The sequence below is a fragment of the Streptomyces sp. QH1-20 genome (genome assembly GCF_041283565.1).
Classification (GTDB): domain Bacteria; phylum Actinomycetota; class Actinomycetes; order Streptomycetales; family Streptomycetaceae; genus Streptomyces; species Streptomyces syringius.
Genome location: NZ_CP166299.1, coordinates 1,066,877 through 1,086,159 on the forward strand (window position 1 = coordinate 1,066,877; position 19,283 = coordinate 1,086,159).

18 protein-coding genes and 2 pseudogenes are annotated in these 19,283 nt (G+C 69.1%); 8 read left to right on the forward strand and 12 right to left on the reverse strand.

Annotation, left to right across the window (positions count from 1 at the left end; genetic code table 11):
* Positions 1–554: 554 nt before the first annotated feature.
* The gene (locus AB8O64_RS04755; protein ID WP_370418018.1) at positions 555–1,793 is read left to right on the forward strand and encodes a protein-glutamine gamma-glutamyltransferase; all 1,239 of its coding nucleotides are present in this window, start codon (positions 555–557) and stop codon (positions 1,791–1,793) included.
* A gap of 334 nt (positions 1,794–2,127) precedes the next feature.
* The gene (locus AB8O64_RS04760; RefSeq protein ID WP_370418019.1) at positions 2,128–2,931 is read left to right on the forward strand and encodes a GNAT family N-acetyltransferase; all 804 of its coding nucleotides are present in this window, start codon (positions 2,128–2,130) and stop codon (positions 2,929–2,931) included.
* Here AB8O64_RS04760 and AB8O64_RS04765 read toward each other — a convergent pair.
* The 6 genes from AB8O64_RS04765 to AB8O64_RS04790 form a co-directional block, all read right to left on the reverse strand.
* Entirely contained in the window at positions 2,889–4,859 is a 1,971-nt protein-coding gene (locus AB8O64_RS04765; protein WP_370418020.1) for a ricin-type beta-trefoil lectin domain protein, read from the reverse strand. The two genes, AB8O64_RS04760 and AB8O64_RS04765, sit on opposite strands and share 43 nt — an antisense overlap.
* Positions 4,841–5,323 carry an ArsI/CadI family heavy metal resistance metalloenzyme gene (locus AB8O64_RS04770; RefSeq protein ID WP_370418021.1) on the reverse strand — a complete coding sequence of 161 codons (483 nt, stop codon included), beginning with the start codon at positions 5,321–5,323 and terminating at the stop codon, positions 4,841–4,843. Before AB8O64_RS04770 ends, AB8O64_RS04765 begins: the two co-directional genes overlap by 19 nt.
* Before the next feature lie 165 nt (positions 5,324–5,488).
* Positions 5,489–6,007, reverse strand: a complete 519-nt coding sequence (locus tag AB8O64_RS04775; RefSeq protein WP_370418022.1) for an N-acetyltransferase family protein — start codon at positions 6,005–6,007, stop codon at positions 5,489–5,491.
* 21 nt (positions 6,008–6,028) lie between these two features.
* On the reverse strand, positions 6,029–6,382 hold the full coding sequence (locus AB8O64_RS04780; RefSeq protein ID WP_370418023.1) for an ArsR/SmtB family transcription factor: 354 nt from the start codon (positions 6,380–6,382) through the stop codon (positions 6,029–6,031).
* A 258-nt stretch (positions 6,383–6,640) separates the two neighbouring features.
* Positions 6,641–7,126 (reverse strand): glycosyltransferase, encoded by a 486-nt coding sequence (locus tag AB8O64_RS04785; RefSeq protein WP_370423789.1) that lies wholly within the window; start codon positions 7,124–7,126, stop codon positions 6,641–6,643.
* The gene (locus AB8O64_RS04790; RefSeq protein ID WP_370418024.1) at positions 7,018–8,829 is read right to left on the reverse strand and encodes a glycosyltransferase; all 1,812 of its coding nucleotides are present in this window, start codon (positions 8,827–8,829) and stop codon (positions 7,018–7,020) included. The genes AB8O64_RS04785 and AB8O64_RS04790 overlap by 109 nt, the downstream gene beginning before the upstream one ends.
* Positions 8,830–8,969: 140 nt before the next feature.
* Here AB8O64_RS04790 and AB8O64_RS04795 point away from each other — a divergent pair, with 140 nt between their 5' ends.
* Complete coding sequence (locus tag AB8O64_RS04795) at positions 8,970–9,251, forward strand: hypothetical protein (protein WP_370418025.1); 282 nt, start codon at positions 8,970–8,972, stop codon at positions 9,249–9,251.
* A gap of 184 nt (positions 9,252–9,435) precedes the next feature.
* Here AB8O64_RS04795 and AB8O64_RS04800 read toward each other — a convergent pair whose 3' ends face one another.
* Complete coding sequence (locus AB8O64_RS04800) at positions 9,436–10,161, reverse strand: trypsin-like serine protease (protein WP_370418026.1); 726 nt, start codon at positions 10,159–10,161, stop codon at positions 9,436–9,438.
* A gap of 314 nt (positions 10,162–10,475) precedes the next feature.
* Between AB8O64_RS04800 and AB8O64_RS04805 the strand changes: the two genes are divergently transcribed.
* A complete protein-coding gene (locus AB8O64_RS04805) occupies positions 10,476–10,760 on the forward strand; it encodes a hypothetical protein (RefSeq protein ID WP_370418027.1) in 285 nt (94 codons plus the stop codon).
* Between the two features lie 280 nt (positions 10,761–11,040).
* On the opposite strand, the gene AB8O64_RS04810 is transcribed toward AB8O64_RS04805, so the two are convergent.
* Positions 11,041–12,453, reverse strand: coding sequence for an MFS transporter (locus AB8O64_RS04810; RefSeq protein ID WP_370418028.1), 1,413 nt, complete (start codon positions 12,451–12,453; stop codon positions 11,041–11,043).
* Between the two features lie 46 nt (positions 12,454–12,499).
* Here AB8O64_RS04810 and AB8O64_RS04815 point away from each other — a divergent pair.
* Positions 12,500–12,748, forward strand: a pseudogene (locus AB8O64_RS04815) (GntR family transcriptional regulator); the annotation flags it as partial.
* A gap of 165 nt (positions 12,749–12,913) precedes the next feature.
* Positions 12,914–13,975, forward strand: a complete 1,062-nt coding sequence (locus AB8O64_RS04820) for a PLP-dependent aminotransferase family protein (RefSeq protein ID WP_370423790.1) — start codon at positions 12,914–12,916, stop codon at positions 13,973–13,975.
* Positions 13,976–14,291: 316 nt separating this feature from the next.
* Here the strand turns inward: AB8O64_RS04820 and AB8O64_RS04825 are convergent, their stop codons facing one another.
* The 4 genes and pseudogenes from AB8O64_RS04825 to AB8O64_RS04840 form a co-directional block, all read right to left on the reverse strand.
* Positions 14,292–14,648 (reverse strand): Clp protease N-terminal domain-containing protein, encoded by a 357-nt coding sequence (locus AB8O64_RS04825; RefSeq protein WP_370423791.1) that lies wholly within the window; start codon positions 14,646–14,648, stop codon positions 14,292–14,294.
* Positions 14,649–14,837, reverse strand: a pseudogene (locus tag AB8O64_RS04830) (Clp protease N-terminal domain-containing protein); the annotation flags it as partial.
* A gap of 1 nt (position 14,838) precedes the next feature.
* A complete protein-coding gene (locus AB8O64_RS04835; protein WP_209513636.1) occupies positions 14,839–15,081 on the reverse strand; it encodes a hypothetical protein in 243 nt (80 codons plus the stop codon).
* A 411-nt stretch (positions 15,082–15,492) separates the two neighbouring features.
* Positions 15,493–16,935 carry an MFS transporter gene (locus tag AB8O64_RS04840; RefSeq protein ID WP_370418029.1) on the reverse strand — a complete coding sequence of 481 codons (1,443 nt, stop codon included), beginning with the start codon at positions 16,933–16,935 and terminating at the stop codon, positions 15,493–15,495.
* A gap of 212 nt (positions 16,936–17,147) precedes the next feature.
* On the opposite strand from AB8O64_RS04840, the gene AB8O64_RS04845 reads away from it, so the two are divergent.
* Both AB8O64_RS04845 and AB8O64_RS04850 read left to right on the forward strand, forming a co-directional pair.
* Entirely contained in the window at positions 17,148–17,618 is a 471-nt protein-coding gene (locus AB8O64_RS04845; RefSeq protein ID WP_370423792.1) for a MarR family winged helix-turn-helix transcriptional regulator, read from the forward strand.
* Positions 17,619–18,121: 503 nt separating this feature from the next.
* A complete protein-coding gene (locus AB8O64_RS04850; protein ID WP_370423793.1) occupies positions 18,122–19,108 on the forward strand; it encodes an alpha/beta fold hydrolase in 987 nt (328 codons plus the stop codon).
* Positions 19,109–19,283 lie beyond the last annotated feature (175 nt).

Sequence of the window (19,283 nt, forward strand, 5' to 3'; positions counted from 1 at the left end):
AAAGCCATGATGTTGCCGGGGAGTTAACTCAAGGACATGCTCACTGCTCGTAGCAACCTGATCACTCTTCCAGGAGCCGAGAAGTGATACGCAGAACCGCTCTCCGCACCCTCACCACCACCGCCGTGACCGCACCACTGGTAGACCACCCGGCCAGGTCCGCCTGGTCGACACCGAGTTCATGCGCTCCCGCCCGCGCGTCGAGGTCCGCTACGGCGACCTCGACCACCCGGACCGGGCCCGCGTCGTCGCCTCAGCGACGACCCTGATGTAGCGAGCCACCGGCCCCGCCCGACCGGGCGGCCGAGTCGTGCCCAGCCCGCCCGGCGACCACCACGGTCTTGCCCGGCGACGCCGCGCCGCCACCGCCGACTCTCGCATTCATCGCATCTCCTTCCGCCTCGCGGCCGCGGCGCCTTCCTGCCGTCGGCGCAGCGACGCAGGACTCCGCGGCCAAGGCCCTGAGCGGCTGTTCGCCGCAGCCCCCTCCAACACGTCGCGCTCTCGCATGCCCTCGTTCCACGAGGCTTCACCACAAAGGGAGTTTGATTTCCATGTACAAACGTCAGAGATTTCTCGCCTTCGCCACCGTAGGTGCGGTCATATGCACCGCTGGATTCACTCCGTCGCTCAGCCAGGCCGCCGACGGCGGCGGGGCGGAGAAGGGGTCCTACGCCGAAACGCACGGCCTGACGGCGCATGACGTCAGGAACATCAACGCGCTCAACGAAAGGGCTCTGGCTGTCGGTCAGCCCGGCAAGCCTCCGGCGGGCGCGCCCCCCTTCCGTACCCCCGCCTTTGTCGACGACAGGGAAACCCCTCCCGCCGAGCCGCTCGACAGGATGCCTGACGCGTACCGGGCCTACGGAGGCAGGGCCACTACGGTCGTCAACAACTACATACGCAAGTGGCAGCAGGTCTACAGTCAGCGCGACGGCAAGAAGCAGCAAATGACCGAAGAGCAGCGAGAGAACCTGTCCTACGGTTGCGTCGGCGTCACCTGGATCAATTCGGGCTTCTACCCGACGAACAAATTGGCGTTCGCGTTCTTCGACGAGAACAAGTACAAGAACGACCTGAAGAACACCAGCCCCCGGCCCAATGAGACGCGGGCGGAGTTCGAGGGCCGCATCGCCAAGGCCAGCTTCGACGAGGGGAAGGGATTCAAGCGGGCGCGTGATGTGGCGTCCATCATGAACAAAGCCCTGGAAAACGCCCACGACGAGGGGACTTACCTCAAGAACCTCAAGACGGACCTCACGAACAAAAATGATGCCCTGCTCCACGAGGACAGCCGCTCGAACTTCTACTCGGCACTGAGGAATACACCGTCCTTCAGGGAAAGAGACGGAGGCAACTACGACCCGTCGAAGATGAAGGCGGTGATCTACTCCAAGCACTTCTGGAGCGGGCAGGACCAGCGGGGCTCCGCCGACAAGAGAAAGTACGGCGACGCGGAAGCCTTCCGCCCCGACCAGGGCACCGGCCTGGTCGACATGTCGAAGGACCGAAACATTCCGCGCAGTCCGGCCCGTCCTGGCGAAGGTTGGGTCAATTTTGACTACGGTTGGTTCGGGGCTCAAACGGCAGCGGACGCCGACGAAACAACATGGACCCACGGCGACCACTATCACGCGCCCAATAGCGGCCTGGGCCCCATGCACGTACACGAGAGCAAGTTCCGGAAGTGGTCCGCCGGGTACGCGGACTTCGACCGCGGAACCTACGTGATCACGTTCATACCCAAGAGCTGGAACACCGCCCCCGACAAGGTGGAGCAAGGCTGGCCGTAGGCTCTGGCTCGCGGCGGATCCCCGGTTGGTGAAACCGGGGATCCGCCGCATCGGGCGGGGGTTCGTCGCCTGACGCAGGTGACCTCGGCGGCCTCGTCCTCGTCCATGGCGACCTCTCCCCCCAGAGCGGATCGCACGAGCACGACAGCGACATGCGGGCTCGGGCGGGATCACACAAGGCGAATGGTCAGCAAACTCAGTTGAGATCGGCCCAACGATCAGAGACATTACGTCGTTAGGTCGGCGGCATGCCGAAGTCCCGAGTCGCCTTCCACTCGGGCCCCGCCTGCCGCTTCGACTGGATCACAGCACAGTGACTGAACAGGAGCCATCCGTGGCCAACTCTTGGCAGACCGCCCCCGACGCTCGTGTCGAGGATCGAAGCAGGCAGGACCATCCGGATCGCCCCGCGGCCTTCGACGACGCGGCGATACGCCAGGCCCGCAACTCTGCCGCGTTCTGGGCCGCGACCGGAGTCTCCCGCGGCCACGAGGTGCTCCGCCGACGCAGCTTTCTCGCCGTGCTCGGCGGCGAGCGCGCCGGGACACGCGTCTTGCTGCAGGAACCCGACCTCGACGCGCACGAGCTCGCCGAGCTGACCGAGCTGGCCGGCCGCTCGACCGGACCGGTGGATGTCGAGGATCCGTTCAGTTCCACCGACCTGAGTCACCTGGGCATGCGCAACTGGCAGATGCCGATCATGGTGCGCCCGCCTGGCCCCGTCCCCGCCCCCGCGATGGAGGTGGTCCGGGTCCAGCGGCCGCACGAGCTGCAGACTGCCGAGCGGATCGTGATCGAAGGCTTCGAGCTGACCAGGTTCATCCCCTACCGTCCCGGCGAGATGTTCCCCACGTCACTCACTGAGCAGCCAGGCGTGGACGTCTTTCTCGCCGTCCTCGACGGCGAGGTGGCCGGAACCGGTGTCACTGTCGTCCACGACGGGGTCGGCAGTCACTACTGGGTCGGCACGTCGTCGGCGCACCGCTCCCGGGGCGTCGGGCGGGCCGTGATGCTCGGCTCGCTCGCGCCCATGGCGGACCTTCCGGTGACCCTCACCGCCTCACGGCTCGGACGGCCGCTGTATGAGTCGCTGGGCTACACCGCCGTCACCTCGTCGACCTGGTGGTCCTCACAATGACCCCCAGCGAGGCGTGACTTGGCGCCTCCGGCCTGACCTGGCACCACGTGCGAGGACGGAGACGCACCGCGGGTTTCACTCCCCCGTCTCGTCGGGTCCGGCGGAGGAGTCGAAGGGTGCGAAGAACCAGCGTGGGAGGCGCGGCCGCGTTCGCACTGGTTGACGTTGACGATGTCCGTGCCGGTGTTGGCGGACAGTTGGTCCAGGTCCAGGCAGGGCTCAGTGCCGGGGACGCGCTGCTCGTTGCGGAGCCGGAAGGTGTTCTCGGCGGCCGGCTCCACGTGCCACGTCTGGGCGCGGGAGCCGTTGCAGGCCCGCAGGTCGAGGCCGAGGGCCCCGTTGTTCGGGACGTTCGGGTCCGTCTCGATGCAGAGGCCGGTCTCCCCGTCGCGCATGCGCAGCCGCTCGGCGTCGACCCATTCGGGGACCCATTTCTCCCTGTTGGGTGTGGGCTTGGTGCGGTGCGGGTGGGCGCGCACGCGGGTGCCGCTGAGTCCGCGGGGTTCGCCCGCCAGCATCCGGCCGGTGCGGACGTTTTCCAGCCCGAAGGGGCCGGGGTGGGTGATGGACACGTCGCCCACGAAGAAGTTGGCCCTGGGGTCTGAGTCGGCGGGGGGACCGAGGAACCAGTGCTGGCTGTCCTTCGCCTTGCAGGGGTTCAGCTCGAGGCCGTAGAGGTCACGCGGGCTGGTCGCCGTGTCCGCGTCCAGGCAGAGTCCGAGCGGGATGTTGCGGATCTGGTACTGCTCGTTGCCGAACGAGAGCAGCTGCCAGCGTTGGAGGCTGCTCGTTCCGCAGTCGAACATGAGGGGCTTGCCGTGGTCCCGGCGGTCCAGCAGGCTGCTGAGGCACCTGCCCTTGGGGAGCCGGATACGGACGGCTTCGGTCCCGTTGAATTCGAGGTCCCAGCGCTGGGCGAACCCTCCGTTGCGCCGGTTGGTGAGTGCGGGCATGCCGTTGAGCACGCCCCCGCCCATAGCCTCCAGCGTCCCGCCGCTCTGCATGTTCTCGATGTGGCGGGGGCTGGTGAACAGGGGCTGCGGCTCGCCGCCCGCGCGCATGCCGCCGACGGCGACGGCCCAGTGGTCCGCGGAGGCGCCGTTGAGCCGCCGTCTCGGGTGGTTCGGGATATCGACGGACGCCACCACGTAGTCCAGCTCGCGGCGGCCCTCGTGGGTGGGCAGGCCGGTGGCGTAGGCGTGGGCGCCGGGCGACAGGGCGAAGTTGCCCGGCTCGTTGTTGAAGTCGGCCCCGACGGTCCACGACCGGCCCGGGACCTGGTTCACGAAGGCCGCGATGCGGGCGAGCATCACGTCCGACTCGTTGGCCGGGTTGTTCCTGCTGGTGGGCCGGGCGTGGAAGGTGAAGTACCAGTCGTCGTCGAACCGCACCCCGAGCGCGGCCCGCCCGTCGGCGATCGGGCTGGGCACGGCGGTCACCTCGTCCGGTGTGCGCTGCGTGACGACGGCGACGTTGTTACGGCCGCCCTCGTAGCGCCCGCCCATGCGGTCGGTCTGCAGGAAGTAGACCTCGTAGTCAGCGAACCTGTGCGCCCAGCGGTGGTGCTGGATGTATCCCGCGCGGCCGACCTGCGGCAGGCCCGGAACGGGGATGGTGCCCTGGAACCTGCCGGGCGGCGTCGAACCCGCCTCCGCGCCGGTGGCGGCGGTGGCAGTTGAGGCGCAGCATCCCGGGCCGATGGTGACGACGTCGCTCGGATGTGCCGCATGGTGTCGTAGATCGCCATGACGGCCATCACCGGGCCGCCCGGCCGGCCAGGACCAGGCCCGCGGTGATGCGGTCGGCGTCTCGCTGCTGATCGAGGTGCCGATGTGAATCTGGCTGCCGCAGCACTCGGAGGCACTGATCCCGGCCCGTGACCCGCACCGGGGGGGTTGCGGGGTGCTGATCAGCTGCCGCAAGAGCATCCGGCGGCGGTCGTGGCCGGCTCCTCGGGGCTGTCGGCCTGCTTGCCGGTTCCGCAGCAGACGTCGCCGTCGTTGACGGCGCTCTTGCCGAGGGTGCCGGCATCGGCCTTCACGACGTAGACCTCCCACGGCTCTTTACCAGGGCCGTGGACCCACACCTTGTCCTGGAGGGCGTAGCAGCACGAGGTGTCGTTCTCCTCGAATGTTGCCAGGCCGGCGTCCTTGAGCCTGCTGGTGGCGGCGGCGACCTGCTCGGTGGAGTCGACTTCGACCCCGAGGTGGTCCAGGCGGGTCTCCTCTCCGGGCTCGCCTTCGATCAGGACGAGCTTGAGCGGGGGCTGGGTGATGGCGAAGTTCGCGTAGCCGTCGCGGCGCTTGGCCGGTTCGGTGCCGAACAGCTTGGAGTAGAAGGTGATCGACGCTTCCAGGTCGGCGACGCGCAGGGCGAGCTGGGCACGGGACATGAGAGTCTCCCAACAGTCTGCATCGGCGGTTGTCGATGCACTGTCGAGCCTGCCACTTGATTGGATGAACGTCAATATAGACAGGCTTCGATTTAGCGGGCCTGCGTGTCCGCCATGGATCGGGCCCAGCCCCTCCGACCGGCGTCGCCTCGATCGCCGCTCAGCTCAGCTGATCTTGGGGCTGCGACGTTCGATGAGCAGGACGTCTCGCCACACACCGTGGTGGCGGCCGATGCGTTCGCGGGTGCCGATGACACGGAATCCGACTCGCTGATGGACGGCCAGGCTGGCGGTGTTCTCCGGGAAGACCCCGGACTGGATCGTCCAGATGCCCGCAGCCTCGGCCGAGGCGGTCAAGGCCTCGAGCAGGAGCCGGGCGACGCCCCGGCCACGGGCGTCGGGGTGAACGTAGACGGAGTGCTCGACCACCCCGGCGTACGCGCACCGGTCGGAGACCTTGCCGGCGGCCACCCAGCCCAGCACCCGGCCATCGGCGGGGCCGAGGGCGACGAAGCGGTGCTCCGCGAGCTTCGCCGCATCGAACGCCTCCCACGTCGGGGCGGCCGTCTCGAAGGTGGCGTTGCCCTCGTCGATGCCCGCCTGGTAGATCGCCAACACCTCATCGGCGTGCACGGGCGTCAGCGGCGCGATGACGGCAGCGGCCGTCCCGGTCTCGGCGGACACGGTGATACGGCTCCCCGAAGGTCAGGCGGAGACGAGAATGCGGCCCATGGCGGCCAGCACCGAGGGCTCGACGCGGTAGTACACCCACGTGCCCCGGCGCTCGGAGGTCAGAAGGCCCGCGTCCTTGAGCTTCTTCAGGTGATGGGAGACCGTCGGCTGCGAGACCCCCACATCCGAGATGTCGCACACGCACGCCTCGCCGTCCTTGTGCGAGGCGACCAGGGAGAACAGCCGCAGCCGGATCGGGTCGCCGAGCGCCTTGAACATCACCGCGGCCCGCTCGGCTTCCTCCGCGCTCATCGCGCGCTCGGTCAGCGGCGGACAGCACGGTGCCACATCCGACTCCAGCAGCGGCAGCACCTTGGTATTCGACATACATCTATGTTGACACACATCGAACCAGGTTGCAGCGGTCCGCTCGACGGATCGTCGGCACGACCGTGGCCCGGGCACACCGCCAGACCCGTGGTCGACACGCATCGCCTCCGTCCGCACCCGCAAGGCCGTCAAGGCATGCGCCGTGACCTCACCCGTTCTCCGCACCCGCGGCCTGCACTGTGCCACCGACCTTGACGGGCGCGGACGCCAGCCACCCCAGAAGACGCAGACATCAGCCCGTAGACCTCAGCGCCGCTACGCGTGCCCCACGACAGTAGGCGCCCCCTCGAACCCGTGACCGGACACCCCCTGGTACACGGCCAGTTGGGCCTCGGCGACGCCGTCCCAGTCCAGGTGGCGCACGTGTCCGGGGCCGGCCGCTCCCATTGCGGCGCAGCGGGCCGGGTCAGTGACGAGGGCGGTGAGCGCGGCGGCGTAGGCGTCGATGTCCTCCGGGGGTACGCGGACGCCGACGTGGCCGGTGACGAAGGAGCGCAGGCAGGGGGTGTCGAAGGCGAGCACGGGGGTGCCGGTGGCGAGGGCTTCGGCGGCGACCATGCCGAACGTCTCGTAGCGGCTGGGGACGCACACCAGCCGCGCCGTGGCGAGCAGGTCGAAGCGGGCCGGGCCCGTCAACCGGGCCAGCCAGTGGACGCGGGCGGTGATGCCAAGCTCTTCGGCCAGTACCCGGGCGACGTCCGCGTGCGGCCCGTCGCCCGCGATGTGCAGGTCGGCGGTGATGTGGGGGCGACCCGGGCGTAGGCGCGCAGGAGCAGATCGAGGCCTTTGGAGCTGGTCTCCAGACGGCCCAGGTAGAGCAGGTGGTCGCCGCGCGGCGTCGTGCGGTGGGTGAAGGCGGCCGGGTCGACACCGTTGGGGACGACCTCGACCCGCGCGACCGGGTTGCGTCGCGTCAGCTCCGCGCCGAGGTCGTCGCTGACGGCGACGAGCGTGGTGTGGGAGGCGAGGCCGAGGCGCTCGACGCGGTGGAACGGAAGGTGGTACTCGCGTGCCTTGTCCGCCGCGGCGAGCCACTGGACGAGGCCGACCACCGGCCGTCGCGTCAGGTGGGGGACGCAGACGGACGAGAAGGGTGCGGCGAAGTCCTCCACGATCGCATCCGGGGCGTGGCGCCGGACCAGACGGCCCAGGCCCACCACGATCGCCGCGAAGTAGGCCAGTTGGGAGGTGAAGCGGCTGAGGGCGAGAGGGCCGGGGTGGGCAGGCAGCGGTACGTAGTGAACGCCGTCGAGGACCGTGGCCGTGGCGCCGGGCCAGGGGGCGCAGACAACGGTGACCTCGACGCCTCGTGCGACCAGGCGCCGGTTGACCTCGTGGGTACGGACCGAGCCGCCGCCCGCCCCGGGTCGCCGGGGATCCTCGAAGCCCAGGTGGAGCACGCGGTACGGGCCGGGGCCGCGCCGTACGGGCCGGGCGGCTATCGCGCCCAGGCACAGGACCAGCACGGCCGCCCCGGCCCGGGGCAGGGGGTAGGGGCGCAGGGCGAAGAGCGCGGCGGCTGCCAGGGCACCCGCCGCCAGCGGACCGAGGGCGCCGGCCAGGGGCCCGAGGTCCGACACGCGGCGCCGGGCCCGTACCAGCAACGCGGCCGCCACGGCGCCGGTGACGGCTGCCGAGCACCAGGCGAGGCGGAGGGGTGAGACGGCCGCGACGGCGTACAGACCCCCGCCGAGCAGGCAGGCCACGGCCAGCGGCGCGACGGCCCGCCGGGCCGGGCCCCACACCTGGAAGACCACGCTGACCAGCACGGTCGTGGCGCTCGCCGCGCCGGCGAGGGCGAGCGGTGGCAGCAGCGCGGCCGAGGTGCCGTACTGCGGGGGCAGGACGAGCGCCAGCACCGCGTCGGGGCAGCTCGCCACGAGCACCGTGACGGTGATGCTCCCGATCCAGTGCATCCGGAGCACCGGGCGGAGCTGCCCGGCGCCGTCCCGCGCGCTGACGCCCACGAGTTGGGAGAAGACGACGGCGGCCAGAGCGGTGGAGAGGAACAGCGGGATCCGCGCGAGCACGAGCAGTGCCTGGTAGGGCGCCAGGTCGCCGGATCCGCTCCGTACGGCTGTGGCCACCACCACGTCCAGGTTGAACAGCACACAGCACAGAAGCTGGATGCCGCCCACGGACAGCGCCCGCCGCCACAGCCCGGAACCGCCGGGCCCCTCGGACGGCGCGTGCGGTCCGCCCGCCAGGTCGGGGCGCAGGGCGAGCAGTCCGAAGGCCGAGGCGACGGCCGTACCGACGGCGACAGCGCTGACCGCCCCGGCGGCGCCCCAGCCGGCGAGGACGGCCGCGGCCGTGACGGCGATCCGTACGGCCACCTCACCGAGTCGTAGGAAGCCGAGTGCGGCGAATCTCCGACAGCCCTGGAGGTAGCCGGCTCCGACGGAGTTGACCCATATCGCGACGCAGGACGCCGCGTCGCTCAACGGCAGTAGCGCCCCGGCAGCGGCCCTTCGTGAGAGGGAGGTTGATGCCGTGACCGTGGTGATCGCCGGATCGCGAGCGAGCCGCCTGGTCAGGGCGCAGGTGCGGGAGTGGCTGGGGTCCGTACGCGCGATTCCCCCACGTGAAGTTCAAGCAGCGGTTCATCTTCGAAGGCGGCGACGAGGACCGTCAGACCGCCACGCTCGCCGCTGTCGCCAAGACGAGCGGCGGTAGCGCCTTCTCCACCAACCAGGAAACCACTCTCCTGGACGGCACGGTCGACGTCGTCCTCCACTCCCTCAACAACCTGCCGACCTCCATGCCCGAGGGCCACGGACCGATCGCCGACGGCCATGTCCGCGAAGCGACGCACGTACCGGCTGTACACCCGGCCGGACACGGCCCCGCAGCCCGAGCACATTGACTGTGCTGGCCGGGGCCGAACCCGGGCCCGCGGATCACGCCGAATGGCCGGTTCTACCGGGGGAAAGCGACTCGCCTTGGGTGACCGGACATCAAGGCCGGCCACCCGAGCCGCACCTGACCGGCCCGGTGCCGGCCGAGGGCAGGCCGGTCGGCGTTGTGCCCTGCCCGCCCTCGGCCATGGGTCAGACTCCCGTGTGGTGGCGGATCCAGTCGCGGATCTCGGGAATGGCGAGCGGAACGATGCGCGCCTGGCCGGTCAGGTCGATGTAGGCGCTGATGATGCCGATCTGCGTGGTTCCGAGCATGACCGGTCCCCCGGAGTCCCCCCGCAGGTTATGGCCGTTGTTGCTGGTGGCCCAGATCCAGCTCGGATTCCCCATGTCCACCCGTTCCACATTCATGGAGCACACCTTGAGCTTGGGCGCGGGCGTCGTGCTGCGGGGGTCGGTGTAGCCCCACCCGCTGAGGGAGATGTCCGAGCCGGTCCGGGGGAGGAACCCGCTGCTGACGAGGGAGTTGGTCCTGATCGAGCCGCTGAGGGGTGTGGCGAGGCGGAACAGCGCCAGGTCATTGACCGTCGTGACGCGGTACCCCTCGACCTGCCGGTGCTCACCCCTTCCGAGGGCGAAGTTCCCGGCACGTATCCAGAAGCGTCCGGGGGCCGGGTTCCCCGCGTTGGTGATGCAGTGCTTGGCCGTGAGGAGCCACCGACTGTCGATCACGCTGGCCGTGCAGACGAATTTCTTCGTGCCGGAGCCGTTGTCGAGCCACACTTGCGCGGCCCCCCGCAGCTGGCCCGCCTCGGCGCCCCCGTCGATGGCCTCGGCCTGCGGAGTGGTCCCCACCAGGAACGTGCCGGTCATGAGTGCGGTCATCAGCGCGGCCAGCAGAAATCTCAGCCTCGGCATGGATACCAGAACAGCCTTCAAAGGATCCTCCAGATCCGGTTCCGGCTCCCGGTCGAAGGCGGAAGCCGTAGCGATTCTCGTGATGCGGTGACACGTGCGGGAGAAGTTCCCCGAGCACCCTGTCGAGGTGAGTACGGGCGGAGAACCGTCCTCCGGCGATCGTTTTCAGTCGAACCGGAAGGTGTTTCCAGACGACCACGACGGTTGATCGAGTGACACCCGATCAGCGGCCAGATCGCCCGCGCCCGGTACGGATCAATCACCCCGACTGTGTCGTCGGCGGTTCATGGACGGGGGTTCGCCGACTCGTCATCGTGGAGCCGGACATCATCGATCGCCGGATCATCGAGAGCTACGGGTTCCTCGTCGGCGCGTTCACGGGTGAGGGACTGATCTCTCATCCGTCACCGCTCCTTCGGGTCTCCTTCTGGCCCGGGAAGCAGACGGGCGCTGGTGGGCGGCTTGTCCTGACCGGAGGCCCGGATGAACTTGAGGACATCCTGGATGCCGGGACTGTAGCCATCCGCGGCGACGACCAGGAGGGTAGGGACCTTGAGGGAGATCGGCACCCAGGCGTCAAGGGACTGCTCACCCCGTGATCTGATCGACCAGGTGTAGCGACAGGGTCTGGGCGGCGACGCGCGATAGCAGCCTGTCGAGATGGTCGGCGGGCGTCGAAGAGGTGACTAGGGCTCGTCCGGCGGCTCAGGCGGTCGCCGCGGCGTTGAACCGGAATGCTGCGCTTGCGGTGAGACGGCCGAGGAGATCCGGCGGGCAGTAGCGTTGCTGGAAGCTCGCCTTGATGATGTTGCCGGCGACGACGCCTGCGGGGCACCCGTGCGGGCGTTCGCCCTCGCCGGGGAGGACCGCGTGGCCGCGTCAGCTCACGCTCTCAGGTCGGCTCGGCCGCGGTGTGCTGCCCGGGAGGGGAGAACCATCGAGGTGGGTCGTTGTCTGCCGGGTGGCGAGGACGATGGACAGTGCCAGCACAAGTAGGGCCAGTGGTGCGGAGAATGCCCAGCGTGCCGCCTGGAGCGGGCCCAGATCGTCGGTCGCCTGGAGAGTCAGGCCCACAAGTGCGGCACCGATCACCGACCCGATCCTCTGTCCGGTGGAGAAGATGCCGGAGGCCGCGCCCAGCCACTTCTCGGGCAGCGTGGCCAGTCCCAGGTTGACCGGGCCGGCGAACACGACTCCCATCCCGATTCCGAACACCACAAGGCCCGGCACGAGCGCGCTCGGCCCGCTGCCGAGAGTCGCCATGACCCAGATCGTGCCCAACAGGAAGCAGATCAGCCCTGTCACGCTGACTTGCCGGGCTCCACGCGGCCGGTCGGTCCAGCGTCCGCCGAGGACGGCGCAAGGCACCGACACCGCGGGGGCGATCGCGAGGACCAGGCCGACCTCAGCCGGCGACAATCCAGCATGTTGCAGGACGTAGGAAGACAGGAAGAACATGGCGGTCACAGCGGCGGGCAGGGAGGCCGCGACCACAGTCATGGCCAAGAACAGTCGATGGCCCAGCAGTTCGAACGGCAGGAGGGCATTTCCATCCCGCCTGCCTCTCTGCTGGAACGCCAGGGCTGTGAAGGCCACCAGCGTGAGCGGCGCCGCTGCAGCGACGATGTTTCCTTGGCCGGCGTGCAGCAGGGAGATGGCCAATCCGGCGATGCTCAGGGTCAACAGGGCTGCCCCGGTGATGTCGACAGCGGCCTTCTGAGGGCCGGGCCGGGGGGCCCAGCGCCAGAGCAGGGCGCCGGCGACGACACCGAGCGGGACGGTGACCCAGAAGATCGACCGCCACCCGAACAGCGTCGTCAGCAGCCCGCCGACGGCCGGGCCGGCGGCCACCGCGACCCCGGCCACCATTCCGCCGAGGCCGAAAGCGAAACCACGGCGGTGGACTGGTGTGACAGTGAACGTGAGAGAAACGATGTGAGGAGTCACCAGCCCCGCCCCGAGACCTTGAACGGCTCGGCTGCCGATAAGAAACGCCCCGTTCGTGGCCACGGCGCATGACGCGGAGCCGAGGACGAATACGCCCAGACCGAGAAGAAGCATGCGTGTGCTTCCGAACCGGTCCCCCAGCCGCCCGGCCACCACCAAGGTTGAAGCAAGGGCGACCATGTACGCGTTGATCACCCACATCAGCGTCGTCAGTCCCAGGGAAAGGCTGTCGATCAGAGTCGGCGCCGCAAGGTTGATCGCGTAGCTCTCCATGCCGATCGTGAACGACACAAGGTTGAGCATGCCCACGACGGCCCACGAGGTGCGCCCGGAATTGGATTTCATATCTGGATCCTGAGCCAGAAGTGGTGCAGCAGTATGATCCACCTTCATGCGCGAAACATGGGCCACTTTGCGGGAGCTTCTCCTTCCGGATGGAGCGTCGCTCGATGCCACAAGGCCGCGCCGTCACCTGGAGACGCAACTGAGAACCGCCATCACCAGTGGTCGGTTGGTCCCGGGAGCACGGCTGCCGTCGACCCGCGATCTCGCTCGCCAGCTGAACGTCTCCCGAGGAACCACGCTGGCCGTGTACGAGCAGCTCGTGGCCGAGGGCTACCTGGAGAGCAAGCGAGGGTCAGCGACCCGAGTGACCTGCGGAGGCGTTCCCCGTCCTCCGTACCCCGCCCCTGCTGAAACTCCCCAGCCCTGCAAGGAACAGGTCCTGCACTGTGATCTCGACCCAGGATTTCCCTCCCTGTCCGCTTTTCCGCGCAACGCGTGGTTGGCTGCGTACCGGGCCGGCTTGAGCGCCCTGACGGACGCCGACCTCGGCTATCCGCCTCCTGCGGGCCTCCTCTCCTTGCGCCGCGAAGTCGCGAGCTATCTCGGACGAGTTCGGTCGATGCCCACGTCGACGGACGATCTCGTCATTACCGGAGGGACGTTCGACGCCCTGGCCGTGATCGCCGACTGTCTTCGGGAAGCGGGACACTCGACCATCGCCGTCGAGGACCCCAGTAACCCGCATCTCCTGCGGATGTTCACCACCCATGGACTGGAGCCGGTCCCGATCGCTGTGGACGAAGAGGGACTGGACGTTTCCCGACTTGACCGCAGCGGCTGCCGAGCCGTCCTTGTCACGCCCGCCCACCAGTACCCACTTGGTGTGCAACTCTCGCCCCAACGACGTCGCGCCCTGATCGATTGGGCGATCAAAGGCGACTGCCTGGTGATCGAGGACGATTACGACGCTGAGTACCGTTACGACCGCGCTGCACTCGGTGCGCTACGCACGCTGGCCCCCACTGTCGTTGCTTACCTCGGCACACTCAGCAAAACGCTGGCCCCTGGGCTCCGTATCGGATGGCTTGCCGCACCGGCATGGCTGTGCGCGTCCGTGAGGAACAGAAAGCACCTCGGCGACCGGGGCGACAACGTCATCACCCAGGCCGCAGTCAGAGAGTTCCTGGGTACAGGAGGCTACGACCGTCACCTTCGGTCCACCCGGCTGCGATACCGACGCCTACGCGAGAACCTGCTGGAGAGCGTCTCCACACACCTGCCCGACTGCACACCCATCGGGATCGAGGCCGGTTTGCACGTAGTGATCCGTCTGCCCGAGAACGAGCAGGACAGCATTCTGGTGGACCATCTGGCCACGGCAGGCATCCGTGTCGCAGCCCTCACCGCCTACCGTCACCACCACTCAGGCTTTCCCGGCCTCGTCCTCGGCTGGGCCCAGGCCCGGCCGAACCAACTGGCCACCAGTATCCGGACGCTTGCCGGGATCCGCAGAACCCTTGCCTCCGAGCGTCGCATCCCTGCAGCCCGCCCCGGCCTGCGAGACTCCCCTGAAACCTTGTGACGCGATCTTGCCGAGCCGTGGCGGCTGGGGCGTCAGCGGATCAGATACCACGTGACCGCCTGCGTCAGGTCGTGGTGCCCCTGCTTTCGAGGGGGCTGACGTGGAGGTCATGCGGATGTGCCTCGGCGGGGATCAGGCCAGCGCATGATCCGATTCCCCCACGCGAGGGGGCGCCGTATGGGCCGCGGGAAACGCCCCAGGGCCGCTACCACTGGCACGACCGGCTGGGGCGAGGCGGCCCGGCCCTGTCTTCCGGTGGAGTCGCGGAGAGTGGCAGGGCGCAACCCACCCGGGTGCCGCCCCGCCTACCCGCAAGCTATGAGGCGTCCCTGGCCACCCGGCTCAGCACCGCCTCGCGCAGGCCGTCGGGGTCCACCCTCAGGGCCGCCAGCACCTCGAGGCCGCGGCCTTCTCCCGCGGCCAGCATGCCGAGCAGGATGTGCTCAGTACCGAACTTCTCCTGGCCCAGTGCGCGCGCTTCGCTCAGGGTGTGTTCGAGTGCCTTCTTGGCATCCGGGGTGTAGGCGGGCCTCGGGTACTGGAAGGCGCCGGGGCCGAAGTTGGCATTGGCCTGGCGCTGGATCTCCTCGACGTCGATGCCGATGGACGACAGAGCGTCCTTCGCGGGTTGTCCGCCGGTGGCGACGATTCCGGCCGCCTTCAGGAGGCGCACGGTCTCCTCCCTGGCTCGCGCGGGCTCGATACCCTGCTCGCGTAACACGTCCCCGGCCGTGCTCCGGTCGGTGCCGAGCAGGCCGAGCAGCAGGTGTTCCGTACCGATGAAGTCATGGCCGAGGGCGATCGCCTCGTCCTGGGACAGCACCACGGCGTGCCTCGCGCGGTCGGTGAAAAATTCGAACACTCTATTTCTCCTTGCCTTCGGCTTTGCGTCTGCTCGCATGCTTCTCGTGCACTGACTGCCGGCTGACGTTGAGCGACGTGGCGATGCTCTGCCATGACCAGTCCTGGTCGCGGGCGTTGTCGACGTGGACCCGTTCGAGTTCCTCCAGGAGACGGCGCAAAGCGACGACGGCCTGCAGTCCCACCGCGGGGTCCTTGTCGGTGACCTGTCCGGCCAGCGAGGCCGGTGTGTCCTCAGCTCCCATGCTCGTCAGGCTGCCCTGACACCTGATGCATGTCAAGGAAACCTGACAAAGAGCAAGGAGGGGTCGACGGGCCCGTCCTGACGAATCAATGGCGCCGCCGTACTCACCCGCGCTGAGCTGCTGCCCCGCTGCCTGGAGCGGGACGCACACAGCGAGATCTGAGCGCAAAGAAGGGCTGAGAGGCTCTGTCCTCTCGATCAGCCCCGCCGTACGGGGCGTCGATGCCCTCAGCGGGTGTTTCCGGTCCCCGGCCCGAGAGCGGGAGGCGGCTTACGCTGGCACTGTGTCCGAGGACAAGGGGCGGGCCGGGGAGAGCTTGAGGGCACTGATCTGGGCAGGTCGGGCACCGTCGGGTGGCGGGCCGCGCGCCACGCTGGTCGCGGTGGACCTGCGCAACGAGCAGTCCGGGGCTCAGGTACGGGCAGCCGGTGCGGGCTTGATTTCCGGCCGTCCCGTCCCGGCAGTGCGCAGGCCGGGGATGGCCGCCGCGACGGCGGCGGATACGAGCGACACGCCGCAGCCGATGAGCAACCCGGTGCGGAACCCGCCCTCGGAGGTCAGGGTGGCGCCGTTCAGGCTGATGGTCATCTGTGCCAGGACGACGCCGACCACGGCGGACCCGATGGTGGTGCCCAGTGAGCGCATCAGGGAGTTGAAGCCGTTGGCCGCCGCGGTTTCCGAGAGCGGGACCGTGCTCATGACCAGAGCGGGCATCGCCCCGTAGGCGAGGGCGACACCGCTGTTGATGACGATGCCAACGACCATCAGGCCCCAGGCCGAGCCCATGAGCAAAAGCGCGAGGCCGTAGCCGACCGAGACCACCAGTGCCCCGCAGATCAGGGCGAACTTGGGGCCGCGCGAGTTGATCAGCTTTCCGCCGAGCGGGGAGACGACCATCATCATCACGCCACCGGGCGCCATCCACAGGCCGGCGGCCAACATCGACTCCCCCAGCCCGTAACCGGTGGCCTTGGGGAACTGCAGCAGCTGCGGGGCGATCAACATGAACGAGTACATGCCGACGCCGACCAGGAGGGAGGAGATGTTGGTCAGGAGCACGCGCGGACGGGCTGTGGTGCGCAGGTCGATGAGCGGGTCACGGGTGCGCAGCTCCCAGTAGCCCCACACGAGCAGCGCCGCGGCCGCCAGGGCCAGCAGGCCCAGCGTGGGGCCCGAGCCCCAGCCCCAGTCGGCTCCTTTGGAGATTGCGAGCAGCAGGGAGACCAGGCCGATGGCGAGGCCGATCGCGCCGGGGGTGTCGAAACGCTGTCCCTTCGCCCCGGGCGGCACCTCCGGCACGAGGAACCAGATGAGCGCGCCGACCGTGACGGCCAGGGCCGCCGAGCCCCAGAACAGCACGCGCCAGTCGGCGTACTGGGCCACGGCGGCGGCGACGGGTACACCGATGGCGCCGCCGATGCCCAGGGAGGCGCTGACCAGGGCTATGGAACCGCTGAGTCTGTCCGCGGGAAGGACGTCGCGCAGCAGTGCGATGCCGAGCGGCACCATGCCCATGCCCATGCCCTGCATGGCCCGGCCGACGATCATCGGTACGACGGAGGAGGCGAGGGCGCACACCACCGAGCCGAGCACTAGGGGAACGGCGCAGACCAGGAGCATGCGCTTTTTGCCCAGCAGATCGCCGAGACGGCCGGAGACGGGGATGCACACTCCTGCGGCGAGGAGGGTGACGGTAACCACCCATGCCGCGTTCGAGGGTGTGGTGTTCAGCAGGTCCGGCAGCTCCGCGATCAGCGGGGTCACCAGGGTCTGCATCACCGCCGCGACGGTGCCGGCCAGGGCGAGAGTAGCGACGACCCCGCCTGGGCGCGAGGTCGGCTGAGGGCCGTCCATGAGGGAACTCCTCTGTGAGAGGTCTGCGAGTACGCACCGGAACAGGCGCGATGTGCACCGTACACGCATTGTGCATCATGCACATAGTGAGCATCATGCTCACAGTGTGCATAGCGCGTACAATGACCCAAGCGGGCGCAGGGTGGCCCCCACCTAAGGAGAGGCACGTGAACAGCACGGACAGGGCCACAGGACGGGTGGAGTTCGAGCAGATGCTGCTGCGACGCATGCACCTGCACAGGAACAACGGCCGCCGGGAAGGGGGCGTCCTGGACCGCAGCGCCTACATCCTCCTCAGCCGCCTCCACGTGCAGGGGCCGATGTCCATCGGCCAGCTCGGGGAAGCCTTCGGCCTGGGCGTCTCCACCCTCAACCGGCAGACGGCGGCCGCCATGCGCGCCGGCCTGGTCGAGCGCATCCCCGACCCCGACGGCGGCATGGCTCGCAAGTTCCGGATCACCCCCGAGGGCGAACTGCGCCTCAACGAGGAACGCACGAGCAACGTGAGCAGCCTGGACCGCATCATGGCCGACTGGGCGGACGAGGACGTCGCAGCCCTCGCCGACTACCTGGAGCGCCTCAACTCGGACATCGAACGACTGCACGGAATGCCATGGCCCCGCCCGAAGTCAACCCCGGGCACCCAGACGCACACGCAACGTAATAACGCCGACCCTGCCTGAATGCGGCATCCAGGCAGCGCCGCGCATGACGGCGAGTCCGGGGTGGCGACCACGAAAGTGCGGGGCGTATGTGCGGGCTGCCCAGCAGTGCGTCGGCCTTGAGCACTGGGTCGCGGTCGGCGTCGGGCAGCGGGCTCGGCCGCAGGGGCGGGTGTGGTTCGCCAGCTGCAGCACCCCTCACCACCTCCAGGGTGGGCTTGCACCGGCCGGTCTCGATCCGCGACGGCGTACCGGGCGAGATACCGGTCGCGCCGCTGACATCGGGCGGGTGTGACGCCGCGGCGCTCGCGCAGGACCCGCAGCCGGAGCCCCCTCGCCGCCAGTGTCCGGGCCACGTCGTCCCCCTGCCGCCGTCCCTGTTCCTTCCCGCCGTGCCGCTTCACCTCCCTGTCCCGCAAACTTGCCAGAATGGCAACGATGTTCGCGCCGAGTGAGCGTTGCGCCGCATGATCGATCGGTACCCGTCGGCCGCCCGCGAACCGAGGAGAAGCCCGATGCCACCCATGCCACCCGAGCCGACCGCTGCACTCCGCCACCGCACCGTCGAGGCCCCTGCCGGGCGCCTGCACTTGGCCGAGCAGGGCACCGGCCCGCTGATCCTGCTCGTGCACGGCTTCCCCGAGTCCTGGTACTCCTGGCGCCGCCAACTCCCGGCCCTCGCCGCGGCCGGGTACCGGGCAGTGGCGATCGACGTACGCGGCTACGGCCGCTCCTCCAAGCCCGCCGCGACCGACGCCTACCGAATGCTCGACCTGGTGGAGGACAACGTCGCCGTCGTACGCGCCCTCGGTGAGGAAAGCGCGGTGGTCGTCGGCCACGACTGGGGCTCCAACATCGCCGCCGCCTCCGCCCTCCTCCACCCGGAGGTCTTCCGCGCGGTCGGCTTGCTGAGCGTCCCGTACGCGCCGCCCGGCGGCCCCCGCCCCACCGACGTCTTCGGCCGGATCGGCGGCCCCGAGCAGGAGTTCTACGTCTCCTACTTCCAGGAGCCCGGCCGCGCCGAGGCGGAGATCGAGCCCGAAGTACGGGGCTGGCTCGCGGGCTTCTACGCGGCACTGTCCGCCGACACCATGCCGGCCGAGAGCGAGCCCGACCCGCACTTCGTCACCCCGGGCCGTCAGCTGCGCGACCGTTTCCCCGCCGGCCCGCTCCCGGCCTGGCTGACCGAGGACGACCTCGACGTCTACGCCGGGGAGTTCGAACGCACCGGCCTGACCGGCGCCCTCAACCGCTACCGCAACATGGACCGCGACTGGGAAGACCTCGCTCCCCACCGCGGCGCCCCGATCACACAGCCCGCCTTGTTCATCGGCGGCGCACTGGACGCCTCCACCACCTGGATGTCCGACGCCATCGACGCCTACCCCACCACCCTCCCCGCCCTGTCCGCCTCCCACCTCCTGGACGGCTGCGGCCACTGGATCCAGCAGGAACGCCCCGACGAGGTCAACAGCCTGCTGACCGGCTGGCTCGCCACCATCCAGGGCTGAACCAGGCGGCCGCCCGGGCAGCTTGGCGGTGTGTTCCAGGCGGGCCGGCTGTCAGTACTCCCCCGGAAACTCGCGCTTACTTCACTACACCGGTGACAACAAGCCTGCCTATGTGACAACCACCGTGCTTCGGCTCAGCCGGTGAGCCGAAGCTCAGGAGTTGTCACAAGCGGGA

Bases quoted from the DNA above. Each gene is read 5' to 3' on its own strand.
- AB8O64_RS04755 (WP_370418018.1), top strand. From the start codon at position 555: ATGTACAAACGTCAGAGATTTCTCGCCTTCGCCACCGTAGGTGCGGTC.
- AB8O64_RS04765 (WP_370418020.1), bottom strand. From the start codon at position 4,859: ATGCTCTTGCGGCAGCTGATCAGCACCCCGCAACCCCCCCGGTGCGGG.
- AB8O64_RS04770 (WP_370418021.1), bottom strand. From the start codon at position 5,323: ATGTCCCGTGCCCAGCTCGCCCTGCGCGTCGCCGACCTGGAAGCGTCG.
- AB8O64_RS04780 (WP_370418023.1), bottom strand. From the start codon at position 6,382: ATGTCGAATACCAAGGTGCTGCCGCTGCTGGAGTCGGATGTGGCACCG.
- AB8O64_RS04800 (WP_370418026.1), bottom strand. From the start codon at position 10,161: ATGCCGAGGCTGAGATTTCTGCTGGCCGCGCTGATGACCGCACTCATG.
- AB8O64_RS04810 (WP_370418028.1), bottom strand. From the start codon at position 12,453: ATGAAATCCAATTCCGGGCGCACCTCGTGGGCCGTCGTGGGCATGCTC.
- AB8O64_RS04835 (WP_209513636.1), bottom strand. From the start codon at position 15,081: ATGGGAGCTGAGGACACACCGGCCTCGCTGGCCGGACAGGTCACCGAC.
- AB8O64_RS04840 (WP_370418029.1), bottom strand. From the start codon at position 16,935: ATGGACGGCCCTCAGCCGACCTCGCGCCCAGGCGGGGTCGTCGCTACT.
- AB8O64_RS04845 (WP_370423792.1), top strand. From the start codon at position 17,148: ATGCTGCTGCGACGCATGCACCTGCACAGGAACAACGGCCGCCGGGAA.
- AB8O64_RS04850 (WP_370423793.1), top strand. From the start codon at position 18,122: ATGCCACCCGAGCCGACCGCTGCACTCCGCCACCGCACCGTCGAGGCC.